Origin of the sequence: Variovorax xiamenensis (assembly GCF_050916385.1) — a bacterium.
Classification (GTDB): domain Bacteria; phylum Pseudomonadota; class Gammaproteobacteria; order Burkholderiales; family Burkholderiaceae_C; genus Variovorax.
On the sequence record NZ_CP139038.1, the window covers coordinates 4,691,081 to 4,706,173 of the forward strand.

General features: G+C 66.0%; 14 protein-coding genes. 4 read left to right on the forward strand and 10 right to left on the reverse strand.

The features are described 5' to 3' along the window. Positions 1-4: 4 nt before the first annotated feature. The 3 genes from rpsF to ppsA all read right to left on the reverse strand — a co-directional run bounded on the left by rpsF (position 5) and on the right by ppsA (position 3,484). Positions 5-379 (reverse strand): 30S ribosomal protein S6, encoded by a 375-nt coding sequence (rpsF, locus tag SFB74_RS21425; protein WP_125951590.1) that lies wholly within the window; start codon positions 377-379, stop codon positions 5-7. A gap of 115 nt (positions 380-494) precedes the next feature. Then, positions 495-956: a hypothetical protein gene (locus SFB74_RS21430; protein ID WP_432726304.1), complete on the reverse strand. Its 462-nt coding sequence runs from the start codon at positions 954-956 to the stop codon at positions 495-497. Between the two features lie 134 nt (positions 957-1,090). Next, positions 1,091-3,484 carry a phosphoenolpyruvate synthase gene (gene ppsA, locus SFB74_RS21435; RefSeq protein ID WP_432726305.1) on the reverse strand — a complete coding sequence of 798 codons (2,394 nt, stop codon included), beginning with the start codon at positions 3,482-3,484 and terminating at the stop codon, positions 1,091-1,093. A gap of 183 nt (positions 3,485-3,667) precedes the next feature. On the opposite strand from ppsA, the gene ppsR reads away from it, so the two are divergent. Continuing rightward, positions 3,668-4,489 carry a posphoenolpyruvate synthetase regulatory kinase/phosphorylase PpsR gene (ppsR, locus tag SFB74_RS21440; protein WP_432731975.1) on the forward strand — a complete coding sequence of 274 codons (822 nt, stop codon included), beginning with the start codon at positions 3,668-3,670 and terminating at the stop codon, positions 4,487-4,489. A gap of 39 nt (positions 4,490-4,528) precedes the next feature. On the opposite strand, the gene SFB74_RS21445 is transcribed toward ppsR, so the two are convergent. The 7 genes from SFB74_RS21445 to ahpC form a co-directional block, all read right to left on the reverse strand. Then, a complete protein-coding gene (locus SFB74_RS21445) occupies positions 4,529-5,311 on the reverse strand; it encodes a heme ABC transporter ATP-binding protein (RefSeq protein ID WP_432731976.1) in 783 nt (260 codons plus the stop codon). A 20-nt stretch (positions 5,312-5,331) separates the two neighbouring features. Beyond that, positions 5,332-6,366, reverse strand: a complete 1,035-nt coding sequence (locus SFB74_RS21450; protein WP_432726306.1) for a FecCD family ABC transporter permease — start codon at positions 6,364-6,366, stop codon at positions 5,332-5,334. Further along, entirely contained in the window at positions 6,363-7,265 is a 903-nt protein-coding gene (locus SFB74_RS21455; RefSeq protein ID WP_432726307.1) for a heme/hemin ABC transporter substrate-binding protein, read from the reverse strand. The genes SFB74_RS21450 and SFB74_RS21455 overlap by 4 nt, the downstream gene beginning before the upstream one ends. Next, the gene (locus tag SFB74_RS21460) at positions 7,262-8,362 is read right to left on the reverse strand and encodes a hemin-degrading factor (protein WP_432731977.1); all 1,101 of its coding nucleotides are present in this window, start codon (positions 8,360-8,362) and stop codon (positions 7,262-7,264) included. The genes SFB74_RS21455 and SFB74_RS21460 overlap by 4 nt, the downstream gene beginning before the upstream one ends. Before the next feature lie 43 nt (positions 8,363-8,405). Then, positions 8,406-10,634, reverse strand: coding sequence for a TonB-dependent hemoglobin/transferrin/lactoferrin family receptor (locus SFB74_RS21465; protein WP_432726308.1), 2,229 nt, complete (start codon positions 10,632-10,634; stop codon positions 8,406-8,408). 159 nt (positions 10,635-10,793) lie between these two features. Next, on the reverse strand, positions 10,794-12,350 hold the full coding sequence (gene ahpF / locus SFB74_RS21470) for an alkyl hydroperoxide reductase subunit F (RefSeq protein WP_432726309.1): 1,557 nt from the start codon (positions 12,348-12,350) through the stop codon (positions 10,794-10,796). Positions 12,351-12,441: 91 nt separating this feature from the next. Continuing rightward, entirely contained in the window at positions 12,442-13,005 is a 564-nt protein-coding gene (ahpC, locus tag SFB74_RS21475; protein ID WP_007830764.1) for an alkyl hydroperoxide reductase subunit C, read from the reverse strand. 260 nt (positions 13,006-13,265) lie between these two features. Between ahpC and bfr the strand changes: the two genes are divergently transcribed. From bfr to SFB74_RS21490, 3 genes are all read left to right on the forward strand, one after another. Next, positions 13,266-13,742 (forward strand): bacterioferritin, encoded by a 477-nt coding sequence (bfr, locus tag SFB74_RS21480; RefSeq protein ID WP_056583098.1) that lies wholly within the window; start codon positions 13,266-13,268, stop codon positions 13,740-13,742. Positions 13,743-13,863: 121 nt separating this feature from the next. After that, the gene (locus SFB74_RS21485) at positions 13,864-14,511 is read left to right on the forward strand and encodes a PepSY-associated TM helix domain-containing protein (protein WP_432726310.1); all 648 of its coding nucleotides are present in this window, start codon (positions 13,864-13,866) and stop codon (positions 14,509-14,511) included. A 75-nt stretch (positions 14,512-14,586) separates the two neighbouring features. Continuing rightward, positions 14,587-15,087, forward strand: coding sequence for a DUF2271 domain-containing protein (locus SFB74_RS21490; protein ID WP_432731978.1), 501 nt, complete (start codon positions 14,587-14,589; stop codon positions 15,085-15,087). Positions 15,088-15,093: the final 6 nt, after the last annotated feature.

The window sequence follows — 15,093 nt, forward strand, 5'->3', positions numbered from 1 at the left end:
GCCATCAGTTGTTGTTGGCGGCGTATTCGGCCTGCTGGGCCTTGCGGGCCTCTTCGCGCTCGACCGTCTTCATCATCGACGAAGGACCGGTTTCGGCCTTCTTCTTCTGGACGGTCAGGTGACGCAGAACGGCGTCGTTGAACTTGAACGCGTGTTCCAGTTCGCCCATCACGGTCTGTTCAGCTTCGATGTTGACGCACAGGTAGTGGGCCTTGCTGAGCTTGTTGATCTGGTAAGCCAGCTGACGGCGGCCCCAGTCTTCGACGCGGTGGACCTTGCCGCCGCCGGCCGTGATCAGGCCCTTGTAGCGCTCCAGCATGGCCGGAACTTGTTCGCTCTGATCCGGGTGGATCAGCAAAATGATTTCGTAGTGACGCATGGCACTCCTTGTGGATTCTTCCGAGGAAGAGGAAAAGCCACCTGCAGCGTCGGGCGCAGTGTGGCAAGGCAAAGCCGGCGATTATAGCCCTGTCCGAGCCGATCCGGCAAGAAGCTCAGTCGTTGAGCGCCTTGTCGAGCGCCGCTGCCTTCTCAGCGCCGACGGCAGCACGGATCTTCGGCGCCAGCGCCAGCAGATCTTCATAGCTGGTCGTGCCCTCGACCTGCAGGTTGAGCCGGAAGCCCTTCAGGCCCAGGCCGCCGGTCAGCTGGGTCGCGATGGGATAGGCGTCCTTGTAGCGCTGCTGCCTGCTGCGCCCCGAAGAGCCCTGGGCAGGCGCCGTAGCAGCGGCCGCCGTCTCCGCGGTAGGCGTCAAGCTCCCCGCCACCGGCTCCAGCACGCCCAGCCCGACCATCTGGTCGATGTCTTCACGGACGATGCCCATGCCGGCAGCCAGCACGTCATCGACAGAGCGCTTGCCGTCGAACAGGATGAACGCCGAACGCTGGCGCGGCGACAGCGGTATCGAGCGGTCCTTCAGCGCCTGGTGGCCTGCTTCTGTCTTGACGAGGATCATGGTGGTCTTCCCTTCCGGGATACGCCCGTGAGTCCCGCCAGTCTGGCATCAAATACGCAATTTGTTTCAATCACACTCCCGGGTCGCGGGAATCCCCCCATGGGGATTTCCGCAATCCAGGAGGCTCGCCCGGCTCAGCGCTTAGCGAGCTGCTGCCAGGTGTCGATCACGCTGTCGGGGTTCAGCGAGATCGATTCGATCCCCTGCTCCGCCAGCCACAGCGCGAAGTCCGGGTGGTCGCTGGGGCCCTGGCCGCAGATGCCGACGTACTTGCCCTGCGACTTGCAGGCCTTGATGGCGCGGCTCAGCATCGCCTTGACGGCCGGGTCGCGCTCGTCGAAGTCGGCAGCCAGCAGCTCGAGGCCCGAGTCGCGGTCCAGGCCCAGCGTGAGCTGGGTCAGGTCGTTCGAGCCGATCGAGAAGCCGTCGAAGTACTCCAGGAACTCGTCGGCCAGCACGGCGTTGCTCGGCACCTCGCACATCATGATCAGCTTGAGGTCGTTCTGGCCGCGCTTCAGCCCGTGCTCGGCGAGCAGGCCGGTCACGCGCTCGGCCTGGCCCAGCGTACGCACGAAGGGCACCATGATCTGCACGTTGGTCAGGCCCATGTCGTTGCGCACGCGCTTGAGCGCCTCGCACTCCATGGCGAAGGCCTCGCCGAAGTCGGCACTCAGGTAGCGCGCGGCGCCGCGGAAGCCCAGCATCGGGTTTTCCTCCTCCGGCTCGTAGCGGCTGCCGCCGATCAGCTTGCGGTACTCGTTCGACTTGAAGTCCGACAGGCGCACGATGACCTTCTTCGGCCAGAAGGCCGCGGCGATGGTCGCGATGCCCTCGGCCACCTTGTCGACGTAGAAAGCGCGCGGCGATGCATGGCCGCGGGCCACCGACTCCACGGCCTTCTTCAGGTCGTTGTCGACGTTCGGATAGTCGAGGATCGCCTTCGGGTGCACGCCGATGTTGTTGTTGATGATGAACTCGAGCCGCGCCAGGCCCACGCCGTGGTTCGGCAGCTGCGCGAAGTCGAAGGCGAGCTGGGGGTTGCCCACGTTCATCATCAGCTGGATGTCGATCTCGGGCATCACGCCGCGCTGCACCTCGGTCACCTCGGTCTCGAGCAGGCCGTCGTAGATGAAGCCGGTGTCGCCCTCGGCGCAGCTCACAGTGACCAGCGTGCCGTCCTTCAGCAGGTCGGTGGCGTCGCCGCAGCCGACCACGGCCGGAATGCCCAGCTCGCGCGCGATGATGGCCGCGTGGCAGGTGCGCCCGCCGCGGTTGGTGACGATGGCCGAGGCACGCTTCATCACCGGTTCCCAGTTGGGGTCGGTCATGTCGGTGACGAGCACGTCGCCGGCCTGCACCTGGTCCATTTCGCTGATGCTATGCACGAGCCGCACCGGGCCGGTGCCGATCTTCTGGCCGATGGCACGGCCTTCGGCCAGCACCGCGCCCTTGCCCAGCAGCTTGTAGCGCTGCTCGGCCTTGCCCTGCTGCTGGCTCTTCACCGTCTCGGGACGGGCCTGCAGGATGTAGAGCTGGCCGTCGGTGCCGTCCTTGCCCCACTCGATGTCCATCGGGCGGCCGTAGTGCTCCTCGATCACCAGCGCGTACTTCGCGAGCTGCTCGACCTCGGTGTCGGTCAGCGAGTAACGGTTGCGCTGCTCGGCCTTGACGTCGGTGGTCTTCACCAGCTTGCCGGTCGCCTTCTTTTCTTCGGGCGTGGCGAATTCCATCTGGATCAGCTTGGAGCCGAGGTTGCGGCGGATCACGGCCTTCTTGCCGGCCTTCAGGGTCGGCTTGTGCACGTAGAACTCGTCGGGGTTCACCGCGCCCTGCACCACCGTCTCGCCCAGACCGTAGCTGGAGGTGATGAAGACCACGTCCTCGAAGCCCGATTCGGTGTCGATGGTGAACATCACGCCGGCGGCGCCGAGGTCGGAGCGCACCATGCGCTGCACGCCGGCCGACAGCGCGACCACGTCGTGCTCGAAGCCCTTGTGCACCCGGTAGCTGATGGCGCGGTCGTTGTAGAGGGAGGCGAACACCTCCTTCATCTTGTGCAGCACGTCGTCGATGCCGACCACGTTCAGGAAGGTTTCCTGCTGGCCTGCGAAGGAGGCGTCGGGCAGGTCTTCGGCGGTGGCGGACGAGCGCACGGCGAACGAAGCGGACGGGTTGCCGGCGCTCAGCGTGGCGAAGGCTTCGGTGATGGCCTTCTGCAGGTCGGCCGGGAACGGCTGGGCCTCGACCATGCCGCGGATCTCGGCGCCGGCGGCGGCAAGAGCGCGCACGTCTTCGACGTTCAGGGCGGCCAGGCGCTTGCTGATCTTGTCGGCCAGGCCGTCATGGGCCAGGAACTGGCGGAACGCGTGCGCCGTGGTCGCGAAACCGGTGGGCACCCGCACGCCCTGCGGCAGCTGCGAGATCATTTCGCCGAGGCTGGCGTTCTTGCCGCCAACCGCCTCGACGTCGGTCATTCTCAGGTTTTCAAACGGTACGACCAGGGCGGTCGCGTCGAAAAGTGCAGACATGGGAAAGCTCCAGAAGTTGAAACCGGTGCCGCATGCAGACGGCGCGGCACGATCGTTCTCGTTGCTTTGGGTGCGGGCGCGGTGTGCATGGAGAGAATTGGGTTGGGAAGGCAGATTCCCGATAATGGCCCTGATTGTAGGCGGGGCAAGGTAGCCCGCGCCGCAGGACAAGGCCGCATGACTATTCCTTCACGCACCGTTTTCTTCATTTCCGACGGCACCGGCATCACCGCCGAGACCTTCGGCAACGCCGTCCTGGCCCAGTTCGAGATGAAGCCGCGCCACGTCCGGCTGCCTTTCACCGACACGGTCGACAAGGCCCACCAGGCGGTGAGGCAGATAAACCACACCGCCGAGATAGAAGGCGCCAGGCCCATCGTCTTCACCACGCTGGCCAACATGGACGTGCTGGAGGTGATCGAAACCGGCTGCAAGGGCATGCTGCTGGACATGTTCGGCACCTTCGTGCGGCCGCTGGAAATCGAGCTGGCCGTGAAGTCGAACCACCGCATCGGCCGATTCAGCGACGTCAGCAAGAGCAAGGAATACAACGACCGCATCGCGGCCATCGATTTCAGCCTGCAGCATGACGACGGCCAGAGCAACCGCGACCTCGAGGGCGCCGACGTCATCCTGGTGGGCGTGAGCCGCAGCGGCAAGACGCCCACTTCGCTCTACCTGGCGATGCAGCACGGCCTGAAGGCGGCCAACTACCCGCTGATTCCGGAAGATTTCGACCGCCGCCAGCTCCCGCCGGCGCTCATTCCGCATCGCAAGAAGATCTTCGGCCTGACCATCCAGCCCGAGCGGCTCAGCGAGATCCGCAACGAGCGCCGGCCGAATTCGCGCTACGCCAGCATCGAGAACTGCCGCCACGAGGTGGCCGAGGCCGAGGCGATGATGCGGCGCGCGGGCATCCGCTGGCTCTCGACCACCACCAAGTCGATCGAGGAAATCGCCACCACGATCCTGCAAGAGCTGCGGCCGGAGCGGCTGGTCTACTGAGCTTGCTATCTTTCGGATAGCAAGCAGCATCCGGCCGCTCTAACCGAAGAGGTACTGCACCGTCCCGTCCGCGCTGGTCACCGGCTGGCAAGGCGTGCCCCAGACCGCCTCGATCAGCGCCGGTTCGAGCACCTCGGCCGCCCTGCCCTGCACCAGCCCGCCCGAAGCTCCGCCCAGCACCACCACCTCGTCGGCATAGCGCCGCGCCAGATTCAGGTCGTGCAGGACCGCCACCACGCCCACGCCGCGAGCGGCCCAGTCGCACAACAGGCGCATCGCCGAGTGCTGATGAGCCAGGTCCAGCGCCGCGGTGGGCTCGTCGAGCAGCAGCCAGCGGCTCGCGCCATCGGGCCTCGGATTCCATAGCTGGGCCAGCGCCCGCGCCATGTGGGCTCGCGCCTTCTCGCCGCCCGACAAGGTGTTGAGGACGCGCGGTGCCAGCGCTGACACGTCGGTCAGCGCCATCGCCTCATCGACGATCGCGTCCTCGTCCGGCCCCGGCGCGCGGCGGTGCGGATAGCGGCCCAGCGCCACGATTTCCTGCGCGGTGAAGTCGAAGGCGACCGCGCTCTCCTGCGGCATCAGCGCCCGGCGCAGCGCCAGTTCGGGCATGCCGTGGTCCGCGAGCGAACGGCCGTCGAGCATGACGCTGCCGCGCGTCGGCGTGCGCTGGCCGGCCAGCACCGAAAGCAGCGTCGACTTGCCCGCACCGTTGGGCCCAAGGATGGCCGTCACCCTGCCCGGCGCGAGATGAACCGAGGCACCGGCCAGCAACGTCTTGCCGCCGACCTGGACCTCCACGCCGGAGCAGCACAGGGCCATCGGATCGCGTTGCACCGCGGTCATATGCGCCCCCTGAAGCGCCGCAGCATCCACAGGAACATTGGCACGCCGATGAAGGCCGTCAGCACGCCCAGCGGCAGCTCGGCCGGTGCCATCGCCGTGCGCGCCACGGTATCGGCGGCCAGCACCAGCGCAGCACCGAGCAGCGCCGATGCCGGCAGCACCACGCGGTGATCCGGCCCCGCCACCATGCGCACCCAGTGCGGAGCGATCAGGCCGATGAAGCCGATGATCCCGGTCGTCGCCGTCACCGCCCCCACGGCCACGGCCGTGACGAGGATGGCGCGCCGCTTGCTGCGCTCCACGTCCACGCCGAGCAACGCCGCCTGCGCCTCGCCCAGCGCGATGGCATTGAGCGGCGCCGCCAGCGACCGCGCCGCCACGCACGCGAGCAGCACCGCCGCGCCGACCAGCAGCACGGCGCTCCAACGCGCCCCGCCCAGGCTGCCCAGCAGCCAGAACTGCAGGCTGCGCAGCTGCTCGTCGGTCGCCATCACGCTGAGAAAGCCCAGCCCCGCGCTCGCCAGCGCATTCACCGCAATGCCCGCGAGCAACATCAGCGCCATGCGCGTGCCGCCCTCGCTGCGCGACAGCGTGTAGATCAGCAGGGTCACCGACAGTCCGCCGCCGAAAGCCATGAGCACCAGCGTCCAGCTACCGAGCGTGCGCGGCAGCACCGGCCAGAACCATGCGCCGAGGATGATCGTCATGCCGGCCGCAAGCGCCGCGCCGCTGCTGATGCCCACCAGCCCCGGATCGGCCAGCGGATTGCGGAACAGCCCCTGCATCAGCGTGCCCGCCATGCCGAGCCCCGCGCCGGCCGCCACGCCGAGCACGAGGCGCGGCAGGCGGATGTTGAGGAAGACGAGGTGCTCGGGCGACTTGTCGGCGCCCTGCCCCAGCGTCGTCAGCACATTCCAGAGCTGCGGCAGGCTGATGGCGTAGGCCCCGGAGACGGCGCCCAGCACGAGGGCCGCGACGAGCAGCAGCGCGCTGCCGCCCAGCACGGCCCGGGCCGAGAAGCGCTGCGTCATGCCAGCGCGGCCAGGAATTTCTCGTGCAGCTCCGCAACGGCCGACGGCATGCGCGGGCCGAAGCCCAGCAGGAGCAGCGCGTCCTGCGTGATGAGGCTGCGCTTCCTGAAGGCCGGCGTGAGCGCGAGCTCGGGCCGCTCCCAGAACCTGTCGACGCCGCCGTGGGCCTCGATGCTCTGCGTGCTGGTGAGGATGATGTCCGGCGCGGCGCTGGCCATGGCCTCGGCCGTCATCGGCCGGTAGCCCTGGAAGCCGCCGAGCGCATTGACGCCGCCGACGAAGCCGATCACCGAATGCGCGGCGGTCTTCTCGCCCGAGACCTGCGGGCTCGCGCTGTGCGAGAGCACGAACAGCACGCGCGGCTTGCGTCCTTTTCCGGAGGCGGCGGCCACGCGCTGCTGCACCTGGTTCCATTCGGCGTCCAGCTTCGCCTGCAGATCGCGCGCCTGCGACTCGCGCGCGGCGGCGCGGCCCACGGCCTGCACCTTGCGCTGCACCTCGCCCCAGCTGTGGTCGGCCTCGATGATCTCGACCTTCACGCCCGCGCTGCGGACCTGGTCGAGCACCACGGCCGGGCCCGACTCGTTGGTGGCGATGATCGCGTCGGGCTTGAGCGACAGCAGGCCCTCGGCCGAGAGCTGGCGCATGTAGCCCACCTTCGGCGTGGAGCGCGCGGCCGCGGGATAGAGGCTGGTGGTGTCGGTGCCGACGAGCTGCGCTTGCGCGCCCAGCAGATACACCACTTCGGTGATCGCGCCGCTGACGGTCACGAGCTTCGGCAGCTTCGCGTCCTGCGCGAACAGCGGCAGCGCGGCGGCGCCCAGCGACGATGCACCGAGCAGGCGCAGCACGTCGCGGCGTTGGGGAAGGCGGCGGGACATTTCGTCGAAGGCGGTCATTGGTTCTGTGCCGTGGTTTGCAGACGCGGAAGCTCGCGCACGATGCGCCGCCATTCCTCGCGCTCCGGCACGCCGGGCTTGCGCGCGCCGAAGAACATGGCCATCAGCTCGCCCTGCGGGTCGAAAGCCTCGACCGATGTCACCACGCCGTCGCTGGTCGGTTTCTCGACGATCCACACGCTGGCGATGCGGTCTTCGCGCAGGTGCAGGTTGAAGCCCGGGTCGAGCACGTTGAGCCAGCGGATCGGCGCTGCGTTCTCGCCGGGGCCTTTCATTTCCATCGGCTCGATGCGGGTCACCGGGCCGGTGTGGATCTGGATGCAGCCGGGGCTGCCGACGAACACCATGATCGGCGTGCCGTCGAACGCCGCTTCCATCAGCAGGGCGCGCACGGCGTCGGGCTCGGCGCGCTGCGTGAACTCGCCCTCGGTCAGGCGAAAGCTCTGCTGCCGCTCGACATCGAACTTCTTCAGCAGGCCGAAGAACTCGTGCGTGTCCTGCATGCCGCGCCATGCCTCCGACAGGCCGGCCGTGTCGATGGCGCTGTCATCGCGCGGCGCGGCCTTCTCCTCGGGCGCAGCGAACGCCACGGGCTCGTCGGGCGCGGTGAAGCCTTCGACAACCGACTGGAATGCATCGCGGTCGGTGGCTTCGCGCACGAAGATCTTGTGCACGGCCACGCCCTCCGGATTGAAGAACTGCAGACTCAGCGAAGGCGGCACGCCGGGGTTCGCGGCAGCCTCGCTCACTGCGAAGCCCGCATGCCAGCGGCTGAAGAACAGGCGCAGGTCGATGGCCTCGCCCAGCGCGAGCCCCATCGCCTCGCTGCCCGACACCTTTTCGTAGACGCCGGTCTTCTCGTGCACCGTGGTCTCGTTGCGTGTGAGCGCGAGTACGGGGCCGCAGAGTTCGAGCGCCTGCAGCAGCTCGACCCACGGCCCGCGCAGGCGCGTGGCGCGCAGTGCCTTGTCGTGCGCGCCGGTGTGCGCGGCCACCGCCGCGCCTTCGGACAGGCCCATGGCCGCGGCGGCGTCCTTGTGGCGCATGCCCTTGGCACGCAGTTCGGCGAAACGGGTTCGGATGTCGTCGGCGGTCATCATCGGGTTTCCTTCTTGTGGAGAAAGCGTTGCAAAGCGGCGATCAGAAGTCGGCAACGAGCGACACGTTGAAGCTGCGGCCGGGCTGGGTGTAGGCGTCGCGGATGTTCGACGTCGAGGCCAGGCCGCGCACGTCGCTCCACATCCAGTAGCGCTTGTTGGTGAGGTTGGTGATCGATGCGTTCAGGCGCAGGTCCTTGCGGATGCGCCATTGCGCGCTCAGGTCGAAAGTGGTGGCCGCGGGCGTCTGGAACTGGGTGCCGGTCGTGATCTCGGTGCCGTCGATGTCGGACCACTTCTTGCGCGCGTGGTTCACGGCGTCGAGGCGCACGCTCCACACCGGCGCCTGGTACTTGATGCCGACGCTGGCCTTGCTCGGGTCGATCGAATTGAGCGGCCGGTTGTTGGTGCGGTCGCGCCCGCGCGTCTGGCCGTAGGCGAAAGGCACCGTGAAGCCATTGCCGTTGTCGGTGAAGTCGAGCTCACCCTTGATCTCGAAACCGCTGATGCGCGCGCGCCCGATGTTGACCGACTGGAAAGTCGCCGGATTGGTGCGCGATCCGAACACGCCGCCGACCTGGCGGTCGTTCTCGATCAGGTCCTTGTAGTCGCCAGTGAAGGCGGCCACGTCGAAGCTCAGGATGCCGGTGCGCCCGCGCAGGCCCAGTTCGATGTTCTGGCTCTTCTCCGGCTTGAGGTTCGGATTGGGAATGGTCCTGTAGCCCGAGATCACGTTCTCGAAGAAGTTGTTGACCTGGAAGGCGTTGGGCGCCTTGAAGCCCGAGGCGTAGTTGCCGTACACGCTCCACTGCGGCGTGGCACGGAACAGTACGCCCAGCTTGGGCGACACGGCCGAGCCCGAGAGCGAGACGGCCTGCGCGTTGAAGCCGGCCTGCTTGGCGTTCAGCGAGAAGCGGTCGAAGCGGATGCCGGGCGTGATGCTCCAGCGGTCATGGATGAACTCGTCCTGCACGTAGAACGCCGAAGAGGTCTCGCGCGTGTCGGGGAAGCGCTTGAGCGGGTAGCTTTCGCCGGCCGGCGGCACCAGGCCGGTCTGCAGGTTCTCGACGTTGGTGCGGGTGTAGTCGAAGCCGTAGGTGATCTTCTGCGCCCAGTTACCCATGCGGATGGTCTTGTCGGCCTGCAGGCCGAGCTGCCAGGTGCTCTCGTCGTAGGTGACGTCGCGCGTGCGGTCGGCGGCGGTGTAGCGGTCTTCGTAGATGAACTCGCGCGACTTCGCCTTCTGGTAGCTCACCACGGCGAGCAGGCTGTCGGCCATGGCGGCGTTCAGGCGCAGGCGGCCGTCGTAGGTGAAGCGGTCGCGCTGCAGGTCGGTCTTGGCGTTGAGGCCGACGACCGAGGTGGAAGCGTACGGCGGCTTGGAGACGCCCGAGAGCAGGTCGTAGCGGCTGGTCTTGTCGACGTGCTCGAAGGTGAAGCCGTGGCGTTGGTCGGCGTTGGGCGTGAGGATGACCTTGGCGAGCAGCGCCTTGTTGCGGTCGCGCTGCGGGTTGGGCGTGGTGCGGTCTACGTTGGCCGCGTTGTTGGTGCCCATGTTCTCCAGCGCGCTGGAACGGCCCACGTTGGCCGAGATGAGCCACTGCAGCGTGTCGTTGGCCTTGCCCGCGAGCGTGACACCGCCGCGCGTGCCGTTGTCGTCGCCGGTGTAGCCGATGCTGGCGCTGCCACCGAAGCTCTTGCCGTCGCGCAGGTAGGACGACGGATCGCGCGTGATGAAGTTCACCAGGCCCGCGAGGCCATCGGAGCCGTAGAGCGCGGAGGCCGGGCCCTTGATGATCTCGATGCGCTCGACGAGGCCGATGTCGAAGTAGTCGCGACCGAATGCGTTGGCGCTGAAGACATAGCTGCGCGGCGTGCGGATGCCGTCGGTCAGCAGCAGCACGCGGTTGCCGTCGAGGCCGCGGATGTTGAAGCCGGCATTGCCGTCGCGGCCGGTGTTGCCCTGCGCGAGGCCGAAGCGCGCGGGAGAGCGCTTGACCGACACGTTCGGCAGGTCGCGCACGGCGTCGCGGATGTCGGTGATCTGCTTCGATTCGATGTCGTCGCGGCCGATGACCTCGGTGCTCACCGCAAGGTCGTCCCTCGCCTGCTCGGAGCGCGAGCCGCTCACCACCACTTCGTTGAGCGCCGCGACGCGCTGCTGCGCCCACGAGGGTGCGGCAAGGCCGAGCCCTGAGGCGATCAGGCACGGCAAAAGAGCAACGCGAGGGGCAAGGCGATGGGAAGGACGGAGCTTGGTTTGGGCGGCCACGAAAAAGGTCCAGAAAACAGTTGAGAAACTGCTCGCTGGACCTCTTGGCGCAGGCGGCTGCGCATGGTGACCTGGCTGGCATTGAAGGGCCCCGACACTGCGGGGCCCGAGCCGGTCATTTTATGAGAATAATTCTCAACTAAACAACCAAATGCTTACTTATGCTGGGGCCGATGTGCGGATCAGATGGTCGAACGCACCCAGCGCAGCCTTCGCGCCGTCGCCGGCCGCGATGATGATCTGCTTGAACGGCACCGTGGTCGCATCGCCTGCCGCGAACACGCCCGGCACCGAGGTCTGGCCGCGCGCGTCGACGATGATCTCGCCGTGCTTCGACAGCTCGACAGTGCCCTTGAGCCAGTCGGTGTTGGGCACGAGGCCGATCTGGATGAACACGCCCTCGAGCTCGACCTTCTTCGACTCGCCCGTCGCGCGGTCCTTGTAGATCAGGCCATTGACCTTCTGGTCGCCGGTGATCTCGGTGGTCTGCGCGTTGGTGAACACGTCGACGTTCTTCAGGCTCCTGAGCTTGCGCTGCAGCACGGCATCGGCGCGCAACTGCGTGTCGAACTCGATCAGCGTGACATGGCCCACGATGCCGGCAAGGTCGATCGCCGCCTCGACGCCCGAGTTGCCGCCGCCGATCACCGCCACGCGCTTGCCCTTGAACAGCGGACCGTCGCAGTGCGGGCAGTAGGCCACGCCCTTGTTCTTGAACTCGTGCTCGCCGGGCACGTTGATGTTGCGCCAGCGCGCGCCGGTCGAAATGATGACCGACTTGCTCTTGAGCGAGGCGCCGCTTTCGAGCTGCACTTCGATCAGGCCGTCGCCCGGCACCAGCGCCTTGGCGCGCTGCAGGTTCATGATGTCGACGTCGTAGTCGCGCACATGCTCCTCGAGCGCGTGGGCGAACTTCGGTCCTTCGGTTTCCTTGATCGAGATGAAGTTCTCGATGCCCATGGTGTCGAGCACCTGGCCGCCGAAGCGCTCGGAGGCGACGCCGGTGCGGATGCCCTTGCGCGCGGCGTACACGGCAGCCGCGGCGCCTGCGGGACCACCGCCGACGATCAGCACGTCGAACGGGTCCTTGGCGGCGATCTTCTTCGCTTCGCGCTCGACGCCGCTGTTGTCGATCTTGGCGAGGATTTCCTCCAGGCTCATGCGGCCCTGGCCGAACTCGGTGCCATTGAGGAACACGGTCGGCACGGCCATGATCTGGCGTTCCTTGACTTCGTCCTGGAAGGTGCCGCCTTCGATCATCGTGGTGCGGATGCGCGGGTTCTGCACCGCCATGAGGTTCAGTGCCTGGACCACGTCGGGGCAGTTGTGGCAGGTGAGCGAGACGTAGATCTCGAACTCGAAATCGCCGTCGAGCGCCTTGATCTGGTCGAGCACCGCCTGCTCGACCTTCGGGGGATAGCCGCCGATCTGCAGCAGGGCAAGGATCAGCGACGTGAATTCATGGCCCATCGGCAGGCCGGCGAAGCGCGGGCCGTGGTTTTCGCTCGGGCGGTTGACCGAGAACGAGGGCTTGCGATGGTTGTCGTCGCGGCTTTCGGTCAGCCTGACCAGCGGGGACGACTCGGCAACATCCTTCAGCAGCGACAGCATCTCGCCCGAGGCCTTGCTGTCGTCGAGCGAGGCGACGATCTCGATCGGCTGGGTGGCGCGTTCGAGGTAACTCTTCAATTGGGCTTTGGTGTTTGCGTCGAGCATGAGGGACTCTCTTTCGATAACGTAAAACTATCAAATGGGGACAAAAAAGCCCGGGGCCTTATGAGCACCCGGGCTTTCGCGCGGGTGGCGCTTAGATCTTGCCGACGAGGTCGAACGACGGGGCGATCGTCTTGTCGCCTTCATTCCACTTGGCCGGGCAGACTTCGTTCGGGTGGGCGGCGGTGTAGACCGCGGCCTTCAGCTTGCGCAGCGTTTCCTTCACGTCGCGGGCGATCTCGTTGGAGTGCACTTCGGCGGTCTTGATGATGCCTTCGGGGTTGATCACGAAGGTGCCGCGCAGCGCCAGACCTTCTTCGGGGATGTGCACGCCGAAAGCGTTGGTCAGCGTGTGGGTCGGGTCGCCCACCAGCGGGAACTTGGCCTTGCCGACAGCCGGCGACGTGTCGTGCCAGACCTTGTGCGAGAAGTGCGTGTCGGTGGTCACGATGTAGACCTCGGCACCCAGCTTCTGGAATTCGGGGTAGTTGTCGGCCGCGTCTTCGACTTCGGTCGGGCAGTTGAAGGTGAATGCCGCGGGCATGAAGATCAGCACGGACCACTTGCCCTTGAGCGTCTCATCGGACACATCGATGAACTTGCCGTTGAGATAGGCCTGGGTCTTGAAGGGCTGAACTTGCGTATTGATCAGGGACATGTTGATTCCTTGGATGCTGCGGGTGAACAAAAATAAGGGCGAGCCATGAGTATAACTACCAATCCTCCAATATTCATAGTTATCACCTATTGAAAGTATTGGGGCTCGCTATGTTTTCGATGACGGCGAAATACGGCTGACACACCATCAATACGAACGTGTATCACCATCACACGCATGCAGACCGGCGCAGCATGGGATTGCTTGCAAGCGGTCCTTTCCGCCTCTGACAATCACCGCTTTCAGAACAAGGAAAAATCATGAAGGGCGACCCCAAAGTCATCGAACACCTGCAGGCGCAGCTCAAGAACGAGCTGACCGCGATCAACCAGTACTTCCTGCACTACCGGATGCTCAAGCACTGGGGCCTGGACAAGCTGGCGAAGAAGGAATACGAGGAATCGATCGGCGAGATGAAGCACGCCGACAAGCTCATGGACCGCATCTTCATGCTCGACGGCCTGCCGAACCTGCAGGACCTGGGCAAGCTGAACATCGGCGAAGACGTGCCCGAGCTGCTGCGCTGCGACCTCGGCGCCGAGACCGGCGCGCAGGCCACCATCAAGGACGGCATCGCGCATTGCGAATCGGTGCGCGACTATGTCTCGCGCGACCTGCTCCAGGAGATCCTGGACGACACCGAGGAGCACATCGACTTCCTCGAGACCCAGATCGACCTGATCGACAGGGTCGGACTGCAGAACTACCTGCAGTCGCAGATGGGCGAGCTCGAATAAGGCGGGGGCCTGCCTCTCACCAATCGACGGGACTTCGGTCCCGTTTTTTATTGCTTTACGTAACTTAACCACCCACGAATAACAGTCATTCTCATTCGCACGGATAAAATCCGCGCCTTCGATGACTGCCGCCACCCGCCCCGACAACCGCCGCCGTGCCTATTGGCTCAAGACCCTGCACGAATGGCACTGGGTGAGTTCGGCGATCTGCCTCATCGGGATGATCCTGTTCAGCGTGACGGGCTTCACCCTCAATCACGCGAGCCAGATCGAGGCCAGGCCCGTCGTCACCAAACTGAACGGCACGATCGACGAGGCCCTGCGCGCCCAGCTCGAAAAGCAGTTGCCCGCCGCCAAGGCTCTCAAGGGCAAGGCCCCTCTTCCTGTCGAACTCCAGGCCTGGGTGCAGAAGCACTGGGACATCGGCACCTCCGGCCGCGAAGCCGAATGGTCCGACGACGAAATCTACCTGTCGCTCCCCCGCCCCGGCGGCGACGCATGGCTGCGCCTGAGCCTGACCGACGGCGAGATCGAATACGAGCGTACCGACCGCGGCTGGCTCTCCTACCTCAACGACCTCCACAAGGGCCGCAACACCGGCGCCGCGTGGAGCTGGTTCATCGACATCTTCGCGGGCGCCGCCCTGGTCTTCTCGATCACGGGCCTCTTCATTCTCAAGATGCATGCGGGCAACCGGCCTTTCACCTGGCCGATGGTCGGCATGGGGCTTGTGGTGCCGGTGCTGCTCGCGCTGCTGTTCATTCACTGATTTCGTTCATCAATCCATCCAGATCCAGGAAAGAGGTTTCCCGTGCACGTTCGCTACTCACTCGCACCGCTGGCCATGTCGGCGCTGTTCGCGGCTCCGGCTTTTGCGTCGGGGCTGGCCGTCAACATCGAGATTCCCCGGCTGAACGTCTCCGAGTACCACCGCCCCTATGTGGCGACCTGGATCGAGCGCGCGGACAACACTGTCGCCGGCACGCTGGCCGTCTGGTACGACGTGCGCACCAAGACCAACAACCCCGAGGGCGAAGGCACCAAGTGGCTGAAGGACATGCGCCAATGGTGGCGTCGTGGCGGTCGCGAACTCTCGGTGCCGGTCGACGGCGTGACAGGCGCGACCAAGCCTGCCGGCAAGCACCAGTTGAGCTTCACCGAAGGCACGGTGCCAATGCCCAAGCTCGCGCCGGGCGCCTACAAGCTCGTGGTCGAGGCCGCGCGTGAAGTCGGCGGCCGCGAAGTCGTGAGCATTCCCTTCCAGTGGCCCCCGACGGCCGCGGCGCAACCCACCGCCACCGGCAAGGAAGAGCTCGGCGAGATCAGGCTCGAACTCAAGCCCTGACCTTCC